Below are 20114 nucleotides of genomic sequence, written 5' to 3'. Positions count from 1 at the left end.
ATGAAAGCGGCTGTCATCGTCTTCCCCGGATCCAACTGTGACCGTGATCTGGCTGTGGCGTTGGAAAATGCCGGTGCCGATGTGACCATGATCTGGCACAAGGACACCGCTCTGCCTGAAGGGATCGATCTGATCGGGGTTCCGGGTGGATTTTCCTTTGGTGACTACCTGCGCTGCGGCGCTATTGCGGCCAATTCTCCTATCTGTCAGTCCGTCATCAAACACGCCAACAAGGGCGGATACGTCTTTGGGGTGTGTAATGGTTTTCAGGTTTTGACAGAAACGGGACTATTGCCGGGTGTCCTGCTGCGCAACGCGAACCTGAAATATATCTGCAAGCCAGTTGAATTGCGTGTGGCAACCACGAACAGTGCCTATACGTCGGGCTATGAGAAGGGCGCGATAATTACGGTCCCGATCGCGCATCACGATGGAAACTATTTCGCCGACGAGGCGACGCTGGACCGTTTGCAGGGCGATGACCGGATCGCGTTTACCTATGTGGATAACCCCAACGGGTCGGCGCGCGACATTGCTGGAATCCTTTCAGAGAATCGCCGGGTTCTCGGGATGATGCCGCATCCTGAGCGCATGGCTGATCCGTTGCATGGCGGCACTGACGGTGCCGCACTGTTCAGGGGTCTGATTGATCAGCTTGCCCACGCCTGAGCGCTTGAGGCTTCGGCCTGCGCCGCGTAGGTTGGCACTATGGCAAACACGCCCGCGACCATTTCCCTAAACCGGATGCGCCCCAGAAGGTGGCGCGTAAGAATCGTGCTTATCCTGCTGATAGCGCTGGCTGTTTCCATAGTGCTTTTCACCAATAAGCTGCTGACAGACCGTTTCACTGAAAATACCCGCAATCGCGCCGAATTGCGGCTGGTGCTTTACAGTGGAAATCTGCTGAGTGAACTTCGGCAGAACGCGATTGTTCCACAATTGCTGGCACGCGACCCGACATTGATTTCGGCGCTCAACACCGGGGATTATGCGCAATCCACACAGCGGCTGATCTCGTTCCTGGATGAGATCGGGGCCGCGTCTTTGACGTTGCTCGACAATGAAGGCCGCACAGTTGCTTCAACGGTCAGAAATTCCCTGGGCCAATCTCTCAAACAAGCGCCATATTATGTAGACGCGTTGCGATCATCGGACACTGTTTTCAAAGTGTTGAAGCAGGAAACCGGACAATACAATTTCTATTATTCACGACGTATCGAAAGCCAGAACGAACTTGTCGGTGTGATCGTCGTCGAAGTGGACCTGCGCAAATATGAACGTGCCTGGGCCGGTATCTCTGATGCGGTATTGGTTACGGATACCGAAGGCCGGATCATTCTGGCGACTGAACCGCGTTGGCGCGGTCTGAGTGAGGCCGATGCCCTGGCGCGCGAACCGGTAAACAGTGCTATCCAACGCGCTATTCAGGCAACCGCGGACTGGACGACCTTGCCAGCTGACGCCTATTTGCAGGGCGAGGCCGTGATGCGGGTCGAAGGCCGTGTTGCCTTTCGCGGCTGGCGGATCGCCAGCTTCACAACCTACGCCAGTGTGCGCGAAAAGGTGAACGGGGTTCTGGCACTGGAAATCATGGCATTTGCGATTCTTCTTGCACTTGCCTTCTATTTTCTGAACCGAAAGACCGCCGTGCGCATGGCTTTGTTCCAGCGGGAATCGGCAGAGCTTCGCGCATTGAACGCAAGGTTGCAGCGGGAAATTGCCGAGCGTGAGCGCGTTCAAGAGAACCTGGCAGTGGCTGAACAGACGCTTGCGCAAAGCTCGAAACTGGCCGCCTTGGGCGAAATGTCAGCCGCTGTAAGTCATGAACTGAATCAGCCGCTTGCGGCAATGAAGACATATCTCGCAGGGGCGCGTCTTTTGCTGAATCGCCATCGCCCGGACGAAGCCTTGTCGTCGTTTCAACGCATCGACGATCTGATCGAACGGATGGGGGCGATCACCAAGCAGTTGAAATCTTACGCCCGACACAGTGGAGACACGTTTGAGCCTGTAAATATGGGCGATGCGCTTGCCTCGGCCTTATCTATGATGGAGCCTCAACTGCGTCAGGGCAGGGTCAAGATCACCCGCGCGTTGCCCAGTGAGCCGGTGATGGTCATGGCGGATCGGGTGCGCGTCGAGCAGGTGATGATCAATCTTTTGCGTAACGCGATGGATGCGACGGAGAACGTTGAGGATGCTACAGTTGATATTCTGCTTGCAGCAGGAGAGACAGCGATGCTGACAGTGCGCGACAATGGGTACGGTATCAACGATTTCGACAAGTTGTTCGAGCCTTTCTACACAACCAAACAGCCCGGCGATGGTGTCGGACTGGGCCTTGCCATTTCCTCCGGGATCGTGAACGACCTTGGGGGGCGCCTTACCGCGCGCAATGCAGCAGGCGGGGGGGCTGTATTTGAGGTACAGTTACCTATCTTGCCAGAAGAGACCCGTGCAGCGGAGTAACGAAAAATGCCAAGTGCGATGAAAATTGCGATCATTGACGACGAAAAAGACATGCGCCAGTCGATCAGCCAATGGCTGGCCTTGTCCGGCTATGACACCGAGGCGTTTCCGAGCGCCGAAGAGGCACTCAAAATTCTTACCCCTGATTATCCGGGGATCGTTGTTACAGATATCAAAATGCCCGGCATGGACGGGATGCAGTTTCTCAAAAAGCTCATGGGGACGGATTCAAGCCTGCCTGTCATTATGATCACGGGCCACGGGGATGTGCCAATGGCCGTCGAGGCGATGCGTATCGGCGCCTACGATTTCCTGGAAAAACCGTTCAACCCTGACCGGATGAACGAGTTGGCGAAGAAAGCCACCAATTCGCGGCGGATGACCCTCGATAGCCGGGCGCTGCGCAGAGAATTGTCTGATGGCGGTCAGCTGATGAAAAAGCTGATCGGTGCAAGCCCGGTGATGGAGCGGCTGAAAGAGGATGTTCTGGATCTGGGGCAGGCGGATGGCCATGTGCTGATCGAGGGCGAAACCGGAACCGGTAAGACTCTGGTAGCGCATGCGCTGCACGCAGTAGGGGCCCGGGCCGGAAAGAAATTCGTGTTGGTGTCTTGTGCCGCCTTCGAGCCGGATGCGTTGGTCAAACGCCTGTTTGGCCCGATGAACCCTGAAGATAGCCAGTTGCCCGCTGTTGAAGAGGCGCGCGGCGGCACTTTGGTGCTGGAAGATATCGAAGCCCTGAGTGATGCGGCCCAAGCGCGGCTGCTTACCTTTATCAACGATGAGGGCACACCGCCTGAAACCCGCATTGTCGCAATCTGCAACATGCAAGAGCAAGACCGCACCTGCGAAGACGCTCTTCGTGCGGATCTGTTCTATCGACTGGCATCGCTCAGGATTACGGTGCCGCCGCTACGTCAGAGGGGTGAAGATATTCTGACCCTCTTTACCCGTTTTGGGGAACAGTTTGCCGATGACTATGGGTGTGAGCCGCCGCAGGTTTCCGCACAGGAAGCGGCACAATTGTTGCAGGCGCCCTGGCCGGGCAATGTGCGGCAGTTATTTAACATTTCTGAGCGAGCGGTACTACAGTCGAGACGAGGCAGCGGCACTATTGCTTCACTTCTGATGTCTGACCATCAGGAAATGCAGCCGGTCATGACCACCGAGGGCAAACCGCTAAAGGAATATGTTGAAGCGTTTGAGCGGATGTTGATTGACAACACGATGCGTCGTCACAAGGGCAGTATTGCCTCTGTCATGGATGAATTGTGCCTGCCTCGGCGCACGCTAAACGAGAAAATGGCCAAGTATGGATTGCAACGTTCAGACTACCTCTGATCTCAGCATTCGAGCACAATACACATTTTCGGCATTGTAATTCTACCTGCACACCCTTTAGTGTGATTTGTAGGGCGAGGCGCGTCAATGAGCGTGTTCGCCATGAGAGATTCGCTGTTTTGATTATGCTAGGAAGCTTTTCCGCACATCTGAACAGGCTGATTGGGTCTTCAAAAGAGACCAAATATATGCCTGCCGGTTCTGACAAAGACTGAGCAGGCCTTGAATTGGCGCCCAATAAGGTGCCGGAGAAGAAGAACCGCGATGAAGCGCGCGAAACATTTAAACGTCAGAGCAGGGGCCGGTAACGGCACCTTTGCTTGCGCGCCCGCTATCGCCCTTATCAGACACCTCTTGCCACGTGCCGCCCCTCCGGGGCAGGCGCGCGTGCCGCGGTGCAAACGGAAAAAATGCCTAAGAAAATGCTCATCGATGCCACCCACGCGGAAGAAACCCGCGTTGTGGTGGTCGACGGAAACAAGGTCGAGGAATTTGATTTTGAATCCGAAAATAAACGGCAGCTTGCCGGTAATATCTATCTAGCAAAAGTTACCCGGGTTGAACCGTCGCTGCAGGCGGCGTTCGTTGACTACGGTGGTAATCGACATGGCTTTCTGGCCTTCTCGGAGGTACATCCGGACTACTATCAGATTCCAGTAGCTGATCGTGAAGCGCTTATGGAAGAAGAGCGCGCCTATGCCGAAGCAATGAAGGCAAAGGACGAAGAAGACGAGAAACCCAAAAGACGCCCACGTTCGCGCTCGCGCTCAAAGTCCAAGGCAGAAAAAACTCAGGCCGGTGACGCAGTCGTCGCGACAGATGTCGTTGATTCCGAAATTTCGGGTATGGAGACAATCGATCTGGACGATGATCCGGACGAAGCCGGGGCAACTGAAGGTTTGTCTCCCATGGAAACGGTTGCAGAAACGCCTGTAGTTGAACCCGAAACAGAAGATTCCCAAGACGAGACTGCCGTTGAAAATCAGGTTGAGGACGAAGTTGCGCCTTCAGGAAATGATGCCGGCAATGACCTCGACGACGAGGATGAACCGGGAACGGCTGATGCGTCCATCAAGGACGATTCAATTGAATCGGTAGCCGAAGAAGACGACAGCGAAGATATTCGTCCGGTACGCAAGCCGCGCCCGCGCCGGTATAAGATTCAGGAAGTCATCAAGGTACGCCAGATACTGTTGGTGCAGGTCGTCAAAGAAGAACGCGGCAACAAAGGCGCAGCGCTGACCACCTATCTAAGCCTTGCCGGCCGTTACTGTGTTCTGATGCCCAACACAGCGCGCGGCGGCGGTATCAGCCGCAAGATCACCAATGCTGTAGACCGCAAGAAGCTGAAAGAGATTGCCAACGAGATTGATGTGCCCCAGGGCGCGGGGCTGATTGTACGCACCGCTGGTGCAAAGCGGACGAAATCCGAGATCAAACGCGATTACGAATACCTTCAACGCATGTGGGAGCAGATCCGCGAACTGACGCTGAAATCCATTGCGCCAGCCAAGATCTATGAAGAGGGCGATCTGATAAAACGCTCGATCCGCGACCTTTATAACCGCGAGATCGACGAGGTTCTGGTCGAGGGCGAGCGCGGCTATCGCATCGCCAAGGACTTCATGAAAATGATCATGCCGTCCCATGCCAAGAACGTGAAACATTATAGCGAGTCGATGCCGCTTTTTGCGCGTCATCAGGTTGAGAGCTATCTTTCGGGGATGTTCAACCCGACGGTTCAGCTGAAATCGGGCGGCTATATCGTCATTGGTGTGACTGAAGCGCTTGTCGCGATCGACGTGAACTCGGGCCGGGCCACCAAGGAAGGCTCGATCGAGGAAACCGCGACCAAGACCAACCTGGAGGCCGCTGAAGAAGTGGCCCGCCAGTTGCGTCTGCGCGACCTTGCGGGCCTTATCGTGATCGACTTCATCGACATGGACGAACGCCGTAACAATGCTGCCGTCGAAAAGCGGATGAAGGACAAGCTGAAAACTGACCGTGCCCGCATTCAGGTGGGACGGATTTCGGGCTTTGGCCTTATGGAAATGTCGCGTCAACGCCTGCGGCCCGGCATGATCGAGGCCACAACGCAGCCCTGTCCGGCATGCCATGGCACCGGATTGATACGTTCGGATGACAACATGGCGCTGAGCATTCTGCGTCAGATCGAAGAAGAAGGTGTGCGCCGCCGGTCCCGCGAAGTTCTGGTCAAATGCCCTGTCAGTATTGCCAACTTCCTGATGAACCAGAAACGCGAGCATGTAGCACAGATTGAAGCGCGTTATGGCCTGTCGGTTCGAATCGAGGGGGACACCATGCTGGTCAGCCCCGATTTCACGCTGGAGAAGTTCAAAACCGCCACCCGTGCTGTTCCTGAGGCCACGATGCCTGTTGTTTCCGTCAATAGCTCTTTGATGGATGACGTCGATGCAGAGGCTGATTTGGAAGAAGAAGTCGAAGCAGATGTCAGTGCCGTTTCTGACAACGCTGAGGACGAGACAAAACCGAAAAAACGCCGTCGCCGCCGCCGCCGCCGGTCAAAATCGTCAGGCGCCGAGAACGGAGCCGAGGCTGACAGCGCAGACGATACTGAAGCGCAGGATGGCGATTCATCCGCTTCAGAAAGCACTGAGGCGGCGCCAGAAGAAACGACCGTCGCCGAGCCCGAGACTGCGGCCGAGGCCGAAACAGAAGAGCCAAAGTCCAAGCCTAAGCGGACGCGCAGACCACGCAAGAAGGCCGAACAACCCGAAGTGGTTGCCGGCGCGGATGCAACAAGCGCCGGCACGCAAGACGCTGAGGCAGAGGACTCCTCGGCAAGGGCACTTGCTGCGACTGAGGAAGCACCAGAGGAGGCGCCCAAGAAACGCCCCCGTCGTTCACGTGCCAAAAAGAAAGAACCTGAGCTGACGACCGAGACGGCAACGGTAGAAGCATCTGATGCCCCTGACGCAACGCCGGTAAAAGCTGACGGCGCCGCAGAGACACAAGAAGAACCCGTGCAGCAAAATATCGAAGTTGAGGCAGCTGAGGTTACCGAGCAAACGGAAAGCGCAAACGAAGTGGCCGCTGAACCCAAAGCCGCAGAGTTGCCCGAAGACCCATCCAAGCCCAAGCGCCGGGGCTGGTGGTCACTGGCCCGCTAAGCCAGTTTCAATTTTCTGCGAAAACGCCACGCCCTGACCTGCGTGGCGTTTTTATGGGGTGGGTATGTCGGCGACTGCTTTGCGGACGATATAAACCTGAACGCCACTTTTTTCGGTTGCAGCAAGCAGCTCGTGCCCGGCTTCGGTGCAGAAATGCGGAACATCGACAATCGCTGCCGGATCATCAGCCAGCATTTCGATACAGTCTCCGGGTGCCAGCGATTTTAGCCGCTTGCGCAGCTTCAATACCGGAAGGGGGCACAGCAATCCGGTTGCATCTATTGTCTCTACACTATCCATAACTGCGGGATAATTGTGTTATTTCAAACTGTCCACAAGGTTGTGACTGCAACAGTCGTGACGGCGGGCTTTGAATTGACTATGTCGGTTCTATGTTTGGAATCGAAATTATCGATGCAGGGCTGATACCTGCCATGATCGTGGCGCTGGTGGCGGGAGTGATCTCGTTTCTCAGCCCTTGTGTTTTGCCTATTGTCCCACCGTATCTGGCTTATATCAGCGGCATTACCCTAAGCGATCTTTCGGATAGCAGCCGCAGCCGTGCGCGCGCCATCGTACCGGCCCTGTTTTTTGTGCTGGGTCTGTCCACTGTGTTTCTGTTTCTGGGGTTCACTGCGTCGGCCATCGGCTCGGTGTTCTTGCAATACCAGGGCTATTTCAACACCTTCGCGGGCCTTTTGGTGATGGTTTTCGGCGCGCATTTTATTGGCGTTTTCCGCATTCCGTTTCTGAATCGCGAGGCCCGGCTGGATGTTGGCGACAGGGGGGGATCATCCTTTGGCGCCTATGTGCTGGGTCTGGCCTTTGCGTTTGGCTGGACACCTTGTATCGGTCCGCAACTGGGGGCAATCTTGTCTTTGGCCGCGTCCGAGGGCTCGGTCACGCGGGGGACGCTATTACTTGCGGTCTATGCTGTTGGCCTTGGCGTACCGTTTTTGTTGGTGGCCGCGTTCCTGCCGCGCCTGACGGGTGTGATGAACTGGATGAAACGGCATATGGAACAAATCGAAAGGGTCATGGGCCTGCTGCTTTGGACCATCGGCCTGCTGATGCTAACGGGTGGTTTTTCGGCGTTTTCGTTCTGGCTGCTTGAAAACTTTCCGGCGCTGGCAGTCCTTGGATAAGGCTTACCCTTGCTCGAAAGCTGCGCTAACCTTTTTCGACAAGAGGTGACGCATGAGTAGCAGCAGGACCCAGGTGCGGCGCAGGCAAGTTTTTTATTTTCCGGGTTATGACCCCATTCATCCACGTCGCTATCGTGAACTCTATCGCAAGGAAAGCGGTGTTCAGGCGAAAATCTCGGGTTATGAGATTGCACTGTCCCCAAAGCAAAGCAAGAGCGGCTACGGCTGGCAGGTGGATGCGGTAATCGATGGCACCCCGACAACGTCAGATTTCCAGGTTTTGGTCTGGTCTGACATCGTACGCGACAGCATGGCACAGGGTATATTTCAAACCTATCTGCAACTTGTTCAGACGGCGTGGATTTATACCGCCAGTGGCGCATTGGCGCGTATGACACGGCTCCGAAAGGGGCCGGTTATTGCCGCACTTTACCCGGTTGGATTTCTGACGTTGCAATTGCTGTTGTCACTTGGGTTGGGCTTAGTGATCTGGATCGCATTCATTCAGGGCTGGGACATGCTTTTTCGCCCTGATCGGGAATTGCCTACCCCGGTATCCGACGTTTCGATTTACCTGGGCTTGGCAATAGGGGCGGCGGCGTCATGTCTGGCACTACGATGGTTTAAGTCCCGCGACAGCAGGTTTTTTGCTTACTACCTGATGCATGATTACGCCTATTCGGCGCGTCATCGCGGTGCCACCCCCCCACAGATCGAAGAAAGAATGGCCAAGTTTTCTGAACAGATAGCGCAGGCACTGAAAGGCAACGCTGACGAGGTGCTGGTGGTTGGTCATTCATCCGGGGCGCATCTGGCTGTGTCTTGTCTGGCTGATCTGATCCGCGCGGGGCAAGTCGCTGGAAATGGCCCGGCCCTGTCGTTTCTGTCGTTGGGACAGGTCGTGCCAATGGTGTCCTTCCTGCCACAAGCATATCGATTGCGGGCTGATCTTGCCTTTCTTGCATCCACAGACAAACTCAGTTGGGTCGATGTAACCGCGCCGGGTGATGGCTGTTCTTTTGCCTTATGCGATCCCGTCAGCGTTTCGGGCGTCGCCCCCGATAACAAACGCTGGCCACTGGTACTTTCTGCGGCCTTCACCCAAACACTCAGCCCTGAACGTTGGAAAGAATTGCGCTGGCGGTTCTTCCGTCTTCATTTTCAATATCTTTGTGCGTTCGACCGCCCCGGTGATTACGATTATTTTCAGATCACTGCAGGCCCGGCAACTCTTGGTGCGCGTTATGCGGGCAGGTCCGCTTCAAAAAGCCGGATTGAAACGCCCACGTCGGGGTATACGAGTGTATCGCCATGACAGCACCGCCAAAACCGCCAGCGCGCGAGGGGCGCGTATCCCTCTGGCGATATCTGAAACTTTTCCGCCAAGACATATTGTCAGCGCAACCATCGCGGCTTTATCGCGCCTGGATGGCTGAATTTCGTACGCCGTTCTTTCGGTCTTACATGTGCAACCAGCCAGAGCTGGTTGATCTGGTGCTGAAACAGCGCCCGAACGACTTTCCCAAATCAGATCGCATCCGCGAAGGGCTGGCGCCTTTGTTGGGCAATTCGGTTTTCGTAACCAACGGTGAGGTATGGAAACGCCAAAGACGGATTATTGACCCGGCGTTTGAAGGTGGCCGGCTTCGCGATGTCTTTCCGGCGGTATATACCGCAGGGCAGGGTGCCGTGCAGCGGCTTGAAAGCCTTGCTGATGGCGCTCCGGTCGAGATCGAAGAGCAGACCAGCCACGCAGCCGCCGATGTGATTTTTCGCACGATGTTTTCCATTCCGATCGAACATGAGGTGGCCAGCAATGTCTTTCGGGAATTTCGTGACCATCAGCGAACACAGCCGGTTGTCAACCTGGGCGCCTTGTTGCCCCTGCCGAACTGGTTTCCGCGCTTTCGCAGCCGCCGCACACGGCAAACGGCACGGGCGATCCGACAGCTGATCATGCAGCTGACAACCGATCGTATGACGGCGATCAAGGCCGGAACCGCACCAGATGATCTGGCCACCAAAATAATGAGCACGCCAGACCCAGAAACAGGTGACCGGTTTGATACCGATGAGATGGTAGATCAGGTTGCAATCTTTTTCCTGGCCGGCCATGAAACCAGCGCGTCGGCCCTTGCGTGGTCGCTGTATCTTCTGGCGCTTTACCCCGAATGGCAGGACAGGGTGGCAATCGAGGCAGATCAGGTGTTCCGCGGCGGAATGCCTGCCTTTGCAGATATGTCAAAACTACGCGTCGTCCGTGACGTTTTTCGCGAGGCGCTGCGATTATATCCACCCGTGCCAATGATGGTGCGCGAGGCAGCGCGTGATGAAAACTTCCGGGACCGAGTTGTGCCGAAGGGCGCCCAGATTGTTCTAAGCCCGTGGCACCTTCATCGGCACGAACGGTTGTGGGAAAATCCGGACGAGTTCGACCCGTCACGATACAGCTCTGAAAACGGTCGGGATTGTATGCGACGCGCATATATTCCCTTTTCAGCAGGGCAGAGAGTTTGTCCCGGCGCAGGGTTTGCCATGATCGAAGGAACCCTGTTATTGGCAATGTTGGTACATGCCTATCGTTTCATTCCGGTTCCGGAAATGCCCGCAATACCTGTGGCGCATCTTACAGTACGTGGTGAAAATGGGGTTTGGCTCAGGGTGGAAACGCGAAAAACCTGATGTATTTCAAGTTTTTGAAATATTGTCATAATTTGTGACGTTACGGCACTTTTCACGCAAAACCGCAGCAAGAACCTGTAAATTAAAGAAAATTTAACAACTCCGAAAGGGTTGGGAAAAAACCCTTGGGATTTCACCTGTAAAAACACTACCTGGGGCTGTATTTTTCTGCTATCGAAGCATCCTCATAAAATCCCGGGGGGGGACAATATGTTTGCAAAGTCGAAAGTCGAATCTGCGCAGCCATCGCAATTTCGTTTCCGTCTGCCGATTCCGGCGTGGCGCGGGAAACGCAAAAAGCCCTGGCAGGTTCCACAGGAGTCTAACCAGATCGACCGGGATGAGCTTATTGAACTTTTCAGTGACAAACTCCGCGAAGGACAGCGACGGTTTACGCCTGGCGAGCGTGCTGAGATTCAGTTGAATAAAGTGCTGCGTGACGTGCTTTACGGCTGACCCTTGTCAACGCTGTCTCGCAATCGGGACTGCAGGTGTCTCAGCACAAATAACCGTATCGCCGATGCAAGACCCATGTCGTTGCCGCGCGCCTCGTCCAACTCTGCAGCAAGAGCGTTGATAGGGCGGTTTTGCGCGGCGGCAATTTTCCGGAACGCCTGCCAAAACTCGTCTTCCAGTGACACGCTGGTACGGTGCCCCCTAAGCGTCAAAGAGCGTTTCACCGGGCGACCACTCATTCGCCGTCACGCTTTAGCTGGTCCAGAGATCTGGCGGCCTTTTCGGCGCGCGCCTTTTCCAGTTCTTTTACCGCCTTGGTAAGGCCGTGCTTGGCTGCATTCTGATCGGCGCGGACCTTGGCATCGGCCCGCGCCTTGTTTTTTCGAAACCGGTTCAGGTTGACCGGCTTGCCCATCACTTGGGGCCGATCATCTTTTCTGGGCGCACAACACGCTCGAAGGTTTCGGCATCTACAAATCCTAGCGAAATGGCTTCTTCTTTCAGTGTGGTGCCGTTCTTGTGCGCTGTTTTCGCAACCTTGGTAGCGTTGTCATATCCGATCTCAGGCGCCAGAGCCGTTACCAGCATTAGAGATTCTGTCATCAGTTTTTCGATCCGCGGTTCATTTGCCTGAATGCCGTTGAGCATACGTTCAGTAAAGCTGTCGGCGACATCCCCCAGCAACTGAATGGATTGCAGCAGATTGTAAGACATCATCGGGTTATAGACGTTCAGTTCGAAATGCCCCTGGCTGCCCGCAAACTTGATCGCGGCATCGTTGCCCATGACATGAGCGGCAACCTGTGTCATGGCTTCGGCCTGCGTCGGATTTACCTTGCCCGGCATGATCGAACTGCCAGGTTCGTTCTCGGGCAGGATCAGCTCGCCCAGACCCGAGCGGGGGCCAGACCCTAGGAACCGAATATCGTTGGCGATCTTGTAGCAAGAGCCAGCGACGGTAGCCAGTGCGCCAGACATGAACACCATGGCATCATGGGCTGCAAGCGACTCGAATTTGTTGGGGGCCGTCACGAAAGGCAAATCTGTGATCTCGGCCATGTTGGCCGCGACGGTTTCGCCCCAACCCTTTTTGGTATTGAGACCGGTGCCAACGGCAGTGCCGCCTTGGGCCAATTCATATATGCCATGCAGTGCCGAGTTTACCCGCGAAATGCCCATACGTATCTGATGGGCGTATCCCGAGAATTCCTGACCCAAAGTAAGCGGCGTTGCATCCTGCGTGTGGGTGCGGCCAATCTTGATGATATCCTTGAATTCCGCGGCTTTGGTTTCAAGTCCGGTCGCGAATTTTTCAAGACCAGGCAATAGTACATCGCGTACCGACATCGCCGTAGCTATATGCATCGCGGTCGGAAAAGTATCATTCGAACTTTGCCCCATGTTGCAATGATCATTGGGGTGAACAGGATCTTTCGACCCGATCACTCCGCCCATGATCTCGATGGCGCGGTTGGCGATCACCTCGTTCGAATTCATGTTCGATTGGGTGCCTGAACCGGTTTGCCAGACGACAAGAGGGAAATTGTCGTCAAACTTCCCCTCGATCACCTCGCCAGCGGCCTGAATGATCGCATCGGCCAGTTTGGCGTCCAATGCGCCTGAGGCCTTGTTGGCCTGCGCGCAGGCCTTCTTGATCACGCCAAGGGCCCGGACGATGGCAATGGGTTGCTTTTCCCAGCCGATCGGAAAATTCATGATCGAGCGCTGTGTCTGCGCGCCCCAGTATTTGTCTGCGGGAACTTCAAGCGGGCCAAAACTGTCTGTTTCGGTACGGGTTGCGGTCATCTGCCAGGCTCTCCTTAGGGGTTTGGCACGTACATACCTGACGTGTCGGAAATATCAATGATGTATACCACGGGATACAGATTTATGAATTTCTAAATCCTTTTGCGTTTTTCCTGAATCAGGGAAAGTGGAAAAGGCCCACGCCATTTCAATGTTGTGGGCGTTTTACATCAAATCTGTAACTCAGGTTAAATGCAAAACGCTTTAGTTAAAGCAGCTCGAAGGCCCTCTGAAAAATGGTTTTCAGAAAAAGTGGAAAGCCCCGGAAGCAAAAAAATCGGGAAGTCTATCCAGCTAAGACCAGACTACTTACGGAAGCTGTCCAGGCTTACGACATCTGCATCAGGTTTGTTGTTTTCTTCGGTACTGTCTTCAGTTTCCGACGAGGGGTCGTTTTCTTCGGCATCGTCATCTTCCTGAGTCTCAAAGCGAAGACCGAATTCAACCGACGGATCAACAAAAGTCTGAATGGAATCATATGGAACATAAAGCGTTTCCGGTGAGTCGCCAAAATTCAAGGTGACCGAAAAACCATCGTCAGTTACCTCAAGATTGTCGAACCAATGCTGCATGACAACCGTCATTTCGGATGGATAGCGCTCCTTCAGCCAGTCGGCCAGCCGGGCATCGGGGTGGGTGGTGTCGAAGGTAATAAAGAAATGATGTGCACCCGGCAGGCCGTTGTCACGAACATCTGCCAGCACTTCCTGAATCAGGCCACGCATGGCGCGGTGCATCAGGTTTCCGTAATCAATTGAACGAGACATCTCATACCCCGGGGATTCCTGAAATTCAGCATAGGGGATTCGAAATAAAACAAAAGACCTGGTGTAGGGCCGGTCAGCTGAAACTCCCGAGTGCAGCTCCGGCAATAGCCAAAATACCCAGCGTGGGGATCATCGGCAGGCGCAGAACAAGCATCACGACAGCTGCAAACCCGGTCAGCGCTGCACTGGCTGGTGCAAACGTGGCCAGATCGGGCAGGGGACCAAGCCGGGTACGGGTGACTTGATCGAACAGCACATGCAGGGCAAACCAGACTGACAGATTAAGGATAACCCCGACCACCGCGGCCGAGATCGCATCCAACGCGCCCCTGAGACGAGGGCGAGCCAACAGCGCTTCGACATAAGGCGCGCCTGCGAAAATCCATAAAAAACAAGGGGTAAACGTGACCCAAAGGGCGAGTGTGCCAGCTGTAATGGCAAGTATGGGTCCCCCTTGGTAGAACCCGGCCAGCAGCGCCACGAATTCCGTTACCAAAATCAAAGGGCCGGGCGTGGTTTCTGCTAGGCCAAGTGCGTCGATCATCTGGGCGGTGCTCAGCCAGCCATGAGTTTCGACAACGGATTGGGTCATGTAGGCCAGAACGGCATAGGCCCCGCCAAAGGTGACTACAGCCAATTTGCTGAAAAAAAGCGCAATGCTGGTCAGGAATGTCGCGCCCGAAACCCAGGCCACAAGAATTGGAGTAATCCAAATGAATGACCATATAAAAATAGTTTTTATTGTTCTTTTGTAATGAGTTGATTCATATTTTTGATGTAAAGAAGGCGTCGGTTCCTGCCGGGTTCTGACATACCCCCATAGGGCAGCCGAGGCAATTATCAGCGGAAAAGGCAGCGATAGAAAAAACATCGCGACAAAGCCAAGACCGGCCAACCCCCAACTGCTGGCTGTTTTAAGGGCGCGGTGTGACAACTTCAGCAAGGCCTGTAAAACGATCACAACAACGGCCGCTTTTATGCCGGTGAAAATGGATTGAACGACAGGAAGCTGCCCGTAGTAGGCATATCCTGCAGCCAGACCAAGGATGATCACAGCACCCGGAAGCACAAACAGCAACCCGGCAAGCAGGCCCCCGGACACGCCACGCAGGCGCCAGCCCGAATAGGTGGCCAGTTGCATCGCTTCCGGGCCAGGAAGCAGCATGCAGAACGAAAGTGCGCCCAGAAACTGTTTTTCGTTCAACCATTCATGTCGATCCACCAGTTCGGTATGCATCAGCGATATCTGCGCAGCAGGGCCGCCAAAAGACAGGATGCCGATGCGCCCAAAGACACGAAACATTTGTGCGAATTCAGGTTTATCCATTGCCTTGTGCCTGTTTTGTCGGCCACTGATGCCCTTCTTCATACCCATCCCGGGCCCAACGATAGAGCGCGTCATAAAGTCCGAGACCGGTTTCAAGTTGTTGGTTGTCATCCCTGAATTGACGCGACAAACCTACAGACAAGGCCAGCAGACCCGCTGATTGCGGCGTCAGATCATGACGGTCGGTATCGGCGCCGCGAATGACTTTGGCAAGGCGCAATAAGGCATCTGTCTGCAGCCCGAACTCTTCCAGCATGGTATCAAAAGTACATTTCCTGTCGCGGTGAGACCAGAAAACTCCTTCAATATCAAAAGGAACCGCACCAAACCGGCAAGCAACATCTTCAACTTCGGAGGGGGAAACAAATAGGAAGCGCGCATTCGGATCGACAAAGCGCCTGATCAGCCAGGGGCATGCAATGCGATCGATCTTAGGGCGATGTCGGGTCACCCAAAGGGTACTGTCACCGACCGGATTGGGGATGGCGGCAGCGGGAATGCGGGGGGCTTCCGGTGTGTCACGCCAGCCGTAGATGCCGCCCGAAAGGTAGTCGGCCGAAATGCCATGGCTGCGTAGCAATGCCGCCAAACCTTGGCTGAGCTTGCGACCTTTCTGACAGGCAACCACACAGGGTTCACCATCTAGTATATTGATAAGACTAAATATATCGTCATATCGATGCCGAATCGACCCGGGAATCAAATATGGATCTGCGTCAAAATCCGGGTCGATCGAGATATCGACGATGACGGGGCGATCCGGTGTTCCAATCAGGCGAAGAAGTTTTTGAGGGGTTATTTCATTGGGGGCTGGCATGGCACATCCTCTGGTAAAACAGGCAGTGGATGCGACTTTGGGCTGGCGCCTCACGGGGATGTCGCTGGATACCCCATGTCGAGAACTGTGCATGGAAATGACAAAGCTGTCAAATCCGTTCGGTTAGGGCGCAAAACTGATAGCTTAAAACACGCAGAATCAACACTTTATGAACTATTACAGGGCTGCGATTCAGGGAAGTGAAGTGCAGGCTTCTGTTGCCAGGTGCCTGCGAACCCCGCCTTACCTGGCTAGAGGCAAGGGCTTAAGTTTCGGTGTTTCTAACAGCTTACGCTGCGAGAGCTACCGGAGCATGATTGTTATTGGCAATTATGCTTAGCGTACCGATAACGGTGGTAACTCACCGGGACAAAGCTAACACCTTTAGACGTTCGTCGATCCTGTTTCGGCCCCTAAGTCCCCCCAATAAAGGGAATTTATGGTGGAGCCGCCGGGTACCGCCCCCGGGTCCGATCCGCTTATTACGAGCGCGTTTATGTCCATAGCTCCCCGAAGGAAGCCTGCCATATATAGGGCGGGCGGCGCGCTTTGCAAAGGGGGCGTTTTGAACGTTTTGCACACGTTTCGGGTATCGGCAGGCAGGGTGTGACCTTCTGGTGCCAGAACGCCGGCGTAATTCCCGCCAAATGACCCAGAACGCTTCAAACCCTCTTGCGCCCCGGCGCAGGCTTGGCTAAGAGGCCCGCAGCGGGTGATTAGCTCAGTTGGTAGAGCGCTTCGTTTACACCGAAGATGTCGGGAGTTCGAGTCTCTCATCACCCACCACTCTATCCCATTGATAATAAAGAAAACCCTTGCATTACAGGCGCTTTGCCCGTTTCAAGGTTACAACTTTGGTTACAAACGGGGTTATCATGGCGGGTAAAGTCAGAAACTTAATCAATCGCTCTGGAAGATATCACGCGCGGCTCGTGGTTCCCAAGGACTTGCGCGCGGCAATTGGGAAGACTGAAATAAGGTTGCCTTTAGGTGGCGACTACAGGGAAGCCCTAAAGTTGCTGCCCGGCGCAGTGGCGCAGCTTCAACATAAGATCGCCATAGCAGAACGTGAGGCAACACCGGGGCGGCAAACGACAGCTGCACGTTATCCTCTTGCACCAGACCAGATTGCGCACAGCCACTACATGCAGCGAATTGCCTTTGATGAAGTTTTGCGAAACGATCCACGATATCCCAGCGTTGGGATTGATGACGTTTTGGTTGACCGCTTGCGTGACGCAATAGCTGGCCGCGCCAATGACACGGAGTTAAAAGCATTAGTAGGTGTTCAAATTGATCGTTTCCGGGCCTCTGGCAACGTTACCGCCGAGCCGGGCAGTGATGAATGGCGCATTATCGCCCGTGCCCTTTGCAGTGCCGAACTTGAAGCGCTGGCACGTGTTGTAGAACGCGACGAGGGAGATTTTTCGGGGCAACCCACAGCACCGATCATCAAAGATGCACAGCCGCCAGAGGAACCGCAACAGCGGGTTAGTCTATCGAAACTCTGGGCGGAATACGTTGCAGTGCGGATGCAGGCGGGGTTCATGCGTGATGGCGGGAAACGGCAACGTTCGGTGATTGAGAATCTGCGTAAGTTCTTAAAACACGACGATGCAGACCGAATCACAAAAAAGGATATGCTGGCGTGGCGCGATTTCCTGTTGCGCACCAAGGCGGCTAAGACCGTGAGCGATGTTGATCTTTCAACCGTCCGTACATTGTTGAATTGGGCCGCAGAGAATGACCGTCTGCCGGAGAACGTTGCAGCCACAGTGAAACAGCCAAAACCGCGCAAAGTATATTCCCGCGAGCGTGGATATACCTTGGATGAGGCCGTGAAGGTTTTGAACGCGTCTAGGGCATACCAGCCTAACAAAGATGGAAATGGCTACATTCGAGAGAAATCTCAGCTAGTAGCGGCTAAGCAATGGGTACCGATCATATGCGCTTTCACAGGTGCTCGTGTTTCTGAGATTACCCAGCTTCGTGCCGAAGATATTCAATGTCAGAACGGGCAATGGACGGCTCGGATTACGCCAGACGCAGGCACGGTGAAATCTGGTGGCTATCGTGACGTGCCTTTGCACCAGCAGATTATCGATCTTGGTTTTGCTGATTTTGCGCGGGATGCAGGGCAGGGGCCTCTGTTTCACAATGGTGCCGATTCGGCGAAGTATGAGCAAAAATCTAAACAAGCATCTAACCAGCTTGCTGACTGGCTTCGAAAGAATGAACTATGTCCAGAGGGTATGCAGCCTAACCACGCTTGGCGGCACCGGCTGAAAACGCAATGTCGGGAATTGGGTATTTCTGATCGTGTCGTGGATGCCATTCAAGGCCACGCGGGAAGGACCGCTGGTGATGCTTATGGTGACGTGACCCTTAAGACCAAGATTGACGCAATCAACAAGCTACCGGCATACGATCTAGGATCATGACCTGTTGCTCCATATTGGACGAAGGTCAGCAGTGCGGACAAAGCTGCCGTTCGTCTAAGCGTCTTTGGTCTGATAGCTGACGACAAGTTGGAGCCGTTTAGACACCAAGTTCCGCACGCAAGGCATTAAAGCGGTTCTCAATTGGAAAACCTGGTACGGGCTTTGCGATATCGAGATTAGCGCCTGAACCTACCGGATCAGCAATGCTGGTGCCATCGGGATTGATCCAAATAAGATAACAGGTTTCTTCTTCGCCACTGGAGGCTGTTTGGCCATTCTGTTTTCCGTAATAGACTAGTGTGAAACAAAGAGCATTTCCCGCGCTCCAACTTCCAATGGATATTGGCGAACCACCCGCTGGGTCTATGCCTTTCAGGCTTCCATCTATACCTAAATAGGTTCCACCCTCACCGGTCTTAACGAATTTCCCTGAAAAATGTTGGACTATCTCGGCTTGACTTGCCGGAGCCCCGCGCGCTTCAAAGTTTCTCGAGGTGGTTGTATTGCACGCAACCAAGAACACCAGGCAAATCGACAAAACGACTGCAGGTCTCAACCCACATGTTACAATTTTCATTGGAAATATCCTTTGTCAGCATGGTATTCGCCGTGTAGCAGGACTGGTTCGCCAAACGCGGCTCAGCCGAGCCTTGCAGGCGCTAGTACACTTGTTTGCGGCGTAAATCTGGCTAATCAAGTATTGAGGAGCGGCTGGATCAGTTGGACATTGGTTTTAACTACGTAGACGAAGCGCATCGAAGGCAGCGACATCTCTTTTCCATCAACGCGAACCGCGCCGGGCAGCACCAAAATCTCGTATGTCTGGTTTTGAACGGGATTGATGTTAAAGATTGCCTTGCCGACATGTATTCTGTTTCGGTCGCCAGCGCGCCTCACGTCCGGTCCTAAAGTCGAAGTTGGGGCGTAACGGCGTCCACCTGAGACAAGCCGCAGACGGTCAGGGACGATCGTGATTTCGGTAGTTGTCGCGGCGTAGGCTCCGACCAATGCCATGACCCGGCCATCTCTATTTACACTCAGGCTTACGCTAACGTCATGTCTGCGACCGGGGCCGATAGGAAACTCAACCCCCCAAACGGCGCGGCCGCATCCTTTAATTTCCTGCGCATTCAACTCTGCACATTGCGGCTGAAAGAAACGGTGGGTGGTCTTCGATGGGATCGGTACGCAACCCGCAGAAATTACGATCACCGCGAGAATGGCAAGGAAAGGAAATTTCATAAGAGCCTACTTGTTGTTCGCGATTTCAACCTACACCGGCCGATCACGCAAACAAAGTATGGAATACCTGACCAACTTCCGCAGGTTGGTTCGGTTGGGTGCCCGGTCGCAGCCTGACGTTAGCGTAAGCCTGTGGGTAAATAGAGCTCAAGATCCTGGTGAGTGAATGAATGCTATGGGCTGATTGTGTTGAAAAACTCCGCATCCCGAAAATCGTATCAAAAACTCAGAACATTGTTCCGCCTCATGGCCTTCTGGCAAACCTTGTTTGCGAAGCCGCGCCCTTGCGGGACTATATTCCGCCGGTCTGCCTGTCCCTGACCGGAGACCGACTTTTTCAACACAATGGGCTCAAAGCGGACAACTGACGATTTTACTTTGGTTATGGCCTAATTTGAATGCTATCGTTATAATATAACATTTATCTTCCACTGCGATTCAATGTGTGGTAATTATGTCACACACATAA

At 54.2% G+C, this 20114-nt stretch carries 18 protein-coding genes, 1 tRNA gene and 1 other RNA gene; 10 read left to right on the top strand and 10 right to left on the bottom strand.

All coding sequences use genetic code 11. From position 1 onward, the window contains the following. From purQ to PEL8287_RS16935, 4 genes are all read left to right on the top strand, one after another. Positions 1-669: a phosphoribosylformylglycinamidine synthase subunit PurQ gene (gene purQ, locus PEL8287_RS16950; protein WP_085893622.1), complete on the top strand. Its 669-nt coding sequence runs from the start codon at positions 1-3 to the stop codon at positions 667-669. A gap of 39 nt (positions 670-708) precedes the next feature. After that, positions 709-2469, top strand: coding sequence for a sensor histidine kinase (locus PEL8287_RS16945; RefSeq protein WP_085893621.1), 1761 nt, complete (start codon positions 709-711; stop codon positions 2467-2469). Positions 2470-2475: 6 nt separating this feature from the next. Continuing rightward, entirely contained in the window at positions 2476-3810 is a 1335-nt protein-coding gene (locus tag PEL8287_RS16940; protein WP_085893620.1) for a sigma-54-dependent transcriptional regulator, read from the top strand. Between the two features lie 410 nt (positions 3811-4220). Continuing rightward, positions 4221-6962, top strand: a complete 2742-nt coding sequence (locus tag PEL8287_RS16935; protein WP_085893619.1) for an Rne/Rng family ribonuclease — start codon at positions 4221-4223, stop codon at positions 6960-6962. 51 nt (positions 6963-7013) lie between these two features. On the opposite strand, the gene PEL8287_RS16930 is transcribed toward PEL8287_RS16935, so the two are convergent. Continuing rightward, the gene (locus tag PEL8287_RS16930) at positions 7014-7262 is read right to left on the bottom strand and encodes a sulfurtransferase TusA family protein (RefSeq protein WP_085893618.1); all 249 of its coding nucleotides are present in this window, start codon (positions 7260-7262) and stop codon (positions 7014-7016) included. Positions 7263-7354: 92 nt separating this feature from the next. On the opposite strand from PEL8287_RS16930, the gene PEL8287_RS16925 reads away from it, so the two are divergent. The 4 genes from PEL8287_RS16925 (at position 7355) to PEL8287_RS16910 (ending at position 11245) form a co-directional block, all read left to right on the top strand. Further along, positions 7355-8107, top strand: a complete 753-nt coding sequence (locus tag PEL8287_RS16925; protein WP_085893617.1) for a cytochrome c biogenesis CcdA family protein — start codon at positions 7355-7357, stop codon at positions 8105-8107. 52 nt (positions 8108-8159) lie between these two features. Then, entirely contained in the window at positions 8160-9422 is a 1263-nt protein-coding gene (locus PEL8287_RS16920) for a hypothetical protein (protein WP_085893616.1), read from the top strand. Further along, a complete protein-coding gene (locus PEL8287_RS16915; RefSeq protein ID WP_085893615.1) occupies positions 9419-10789 on the top strand; it encodes a cytochrome P450 in 1371 nt (456 codons plus the stop codon). Before PEL8287_RS16920 ends, PEL8287_RS16915 begins: the two co-directional genes overlap by 4 nt. A gap of 210 nt (positions 10790-10999) precedes the next feature. Beyond that, positions 11000-11245 (top strand): hypothetical protein, encoded by a 246-nt coding sequence (locus PEL8287_RS16910; protein ID WP_085893614.1) that lies wholly within the window; start codon positions 11000-11002, stop codon positions 11243-11245. Here the strand turns inward: PEL8287_RS16910 and PEL8287_RS16905 are convergent. The 7 genes from PEL8287_RS16905 to ssrA all read right to left on the bottom strand — a co-directional run bounded on the left by PEL8287_RS16905 (position 11236) and on the right by ssrA (position 16522). Beyond that, positions 11236-11484, bottom strand: a complete 249-nt coding sequence (locus PEL8287_RS16905) for a ribbon-helix-helix domain-containing protein (RefSeq protein ID WP_085893613.1) — start codon at positions 11482-11484, stop codon at positions 11236-11238. The genes PEL8287_RS16910 and PEL8287_RS16905 overlap by 10 nt on opposite strands. Beyond that, on the bottom strand, positions 11481-11660 hold the full coding sequence (locus tag PEL8287_RS16900; protein ID WP_085893612.1) for a DUF4169 family protein: 180 nt from the start codon (positions 11658-11660) through the stop codon (positions 11481-11483). Before PEL8287_RS16900 ends, PEL8287_RS16905 begins: the two co-directional genes overlap by 4 nt. Then, the gene (gene fumC / locus PEL8287_RS16895; protein ID WP_085893611.1) at positions 11660-13051 is read right to left on the bottom strand and encodes a class II fumarate hydratase; all 1392 of its coding nucleotides are present in this window, start codon (positions 13049-13051) and stop codon (positions 11660-11662) included. The genes PEL8287_RS16900 and fumC overlap by 1 nt, the downstream gene beginning before the upstream one ends. 305 nt (positions 13052-13356) lie before the next feature. Further along, a complete protein-coding gene (locus tag PEL8287_RS16890) occupies positions 13357-13818 on the bottom strand; it encodes an SspB family protein (protein ID WP_085893610.1) in 462 nt (153 codons plus the stop codon). A gap of 73 nt (positions 13819-13891) precedes the next feature. Beyond that, positions 13892-15145, bottom strand: a complete 1254-nt coding sequence (chrA, locus tag PEL8287_RS16885; RefSeq protein ID WP_085893609.1) for a chromate efflux transporter — start codon at positions 15143-15145, stop codon at positions 13892-13894. Then, a complete protein-coding gene (locus tag PEL8287_RS16880) occupies positions 15138-15962 on the bottom strand; it encodes a chromate resistance protein ChrB domain-containing protein (protein WP_085893608.1) in 825 nt (274 codons plus the stop codon). Before PEL8287_RS16880 ends, chrA begins: the two co-directional genes overlap by 8 nt. 204 nt (positions 15963-16166) lie before the next feature. After that, positions 16167-16522: a transfer-messenger RNA gene (gene ssrA / locus PEL8287_RS16875) on the bottom strand. Between the two features lie 150 nt (positions 16523-16672). On the opposite strand from ssrA, the gene PEL8287_RS16870 reads away from it, so the two are divergent. Together PEL8287_RS16870 and PEL8287_RS16865 are read left to right on the top strand one after the other, a co-directional pair. Next, positions 16673-16748, top strand: a tRNA-Val gene (locus PEL8287_RS16870). Between the two features lie 89 nt (positions 16749-16837). Beyond that, complete coding sequence (locus PEL8287_RS16865; RefSeq protein WP_085893607.1) at positions 16838-18403, top strand: DUF6538 domain-containing protein; 1566 nt, start codon at positions 16838-16840, stop codon at positions 18401-18403. Positions 18404-18500: 97 nt separating this feature from the next. On the opposite strand, the gene PEL8287_RS19835 is transcribed toward PEL8287_RS16865, so the two are convergent. Both PEL8287_RS19835 and PEL8287_RS16860 read right to left on the bottom strand, forming a co-directional pair. Next, positions 18501-18980 carry a hypothetical protein gene (locus tag PEL8287_RS19835; RefSeq protein WP_139837840.1) on the bottom strand — a complete coding sequence of 160 codons (480 nt, stop codon included), beginning with the start codon at positions 18978-18980 and terminating at the stop codon, positions 18501-18503. Positions 18981-19096: 116 nt separating this feature from the next. After that, positions 19097-19645 (bottom strand): hypothetical protein, encoded by a 549-nt coding sequence (locus PEL8287_RS16860; protein WP_085893606.1) that lies wholly within the window; start codon positions 19643-19645, stop codon positions 19097-19099. Positions 19646-20114: the final 469 nt, after the last annotated feature.

Source organism: Roseovarius litorisediminis, from assembly GCF_900172295.1.
GTDB classification, from domain to species: domain Bacteria; phylum Pseudomonadota; class Alphaproteobacteria; order Rhodobacterales; family Rhodobacteraceae; genus Roseovarius; species Roseovarius litorisediminis.
Note: the sequence above shows the minus strand (reverse complement) of the source record. Positions and strands in the feature narration are given on the sequence as shown.

Excerpts from the sequence above, each read along its gene's own strand:
- purQ (WP_085893622.1), top strand. The coding sequence starts at position 1 with ATGAAAGCGGCTGTCATCGTCTTCCCCGGATCCAACTGTGACCGTGAT.
- PEL8287_RS16945 (WP_085893621.1), top strand. The coding sequence starts at position 709 with ATGGCAAACACGCCCGCGACCATTTCCCTAAACCGGATGCGCCCCAGA.
- PEL8287_RS16940 (WP_085893620.1), top strand. The coding sequence starts at position 2,476 with ATGCCAAGTGCGATGAAAATTGCGATCATTGACGACGAAAAAGACATG.
- PEL8287_RS16935 (WP_085893619.1), top strand. The coding sequence starts at position 4,221 with ATGCCTAAGAAAATGCTCATCGATGCCACCCACGCGGAAGAAACCCGC.
- PEL8287_RS16930 (WP_085893618.1), bottom strand. The coding sequence starts at position 7,262 with ATGGATAGTGTAGAGACAATAGATGCAACCGGATTGCTGTGCCCCCTT.
- PEL8287_RS16925 (WP_085893617.1), top strand. The coding sequence starts at position 7,355 with ATGTTTGGAATCGAAATTATCGATGCAGGGCTGATACCTGCCATGATC.
- PEL8287_RS16920 (WP_085893616.1), top strand. The coding sequence starts at position 8,160 with ATGAGTAGCAGCAGGACCCAGGTGCGGCGCAGGCAAGTTTTTTATTTT.
- PEL8287_RS16915 (WP_085893615.1), top strand. The coding sequence starts at position 9,419 with ATGACAGCACCGCCAAAACCGCCAGCGCGCGAGGGGCGCGTATCCCTC.
- PEL8287_RS16910 (WP_085893614.1), top strand. The coding sequence starts at position 11,000 with ATGTTTGCAAAGTCGAAAGTCGAATCTGCGCAGCCATCGCAATTTCGT.
- PEL8287_RS16905 (WP_085893613.1), bottom strand. The coding sequence starts at position 11,484 with ATGAGTGGTCGCCCGGTGAAACGCTCTTTGACGCTTAGGGGGCACCGT.
- PEL8287_RS16900 (WP_085893612.1), bottom strand. The coding sequence starts at position 11,660 with ATGGGCAAGCCGGTCAACCTGAACCGGTTTCGAAAAAACAAGGCGCGG.
- fumC (WP_085893611.1), bottom strand. The coding sequence starts at position 13,051 with ATGACCGCAACCCGTACCGAAACAGACAGTTTTGGCCCGCTTGAAGTT.
- PEL8287_RS16890 (WP_085893610.1), bottom strand. The coding sequence starts at position 13,818 with ATGTCTCGTTCAATTGATTACGGAAACCTGATGCACCGCGCCATGCGT.
- chrA (WP_085893609.1), bottom strand. The coding sequence starts at position 15,145 with ATGGATAAACCTGAATTCGCACAAATGTTTCGTGTCTTTGGGCGCATC.
- PEL8287_RS16880 (WP_085893608.1), bottom strand. The coding sequence starts at position 15,962 with ATGCCAGCCCCCAATGAAATAACCCCTCAAAAACTTCTTCGCCTGATT.
- PEL8287_RS16865 (WP_085893607.1), top strand. The coding sequence starts at position 16,838 with ATGGCGGGTAAAGTCAGAAACTTAATCAATCGCTCTGGAAGATATCAC.
- PEL8287_RS19835 (WP_139837840.1), bottom strand. The coding sequence starts at position 18,980 with ATGAAAATTGTAACATGTGGGTTGAGACCTGCAGTCGTTTTGTCGATT.
- PEL8287_RS16860 (WP_085893606.1), bottom strand. The coding sequence starts at position 19,645 with ATGAAATTTCCTTTCCTTGCCATTCTCGCGGTGATCGTAATTTCTGCG.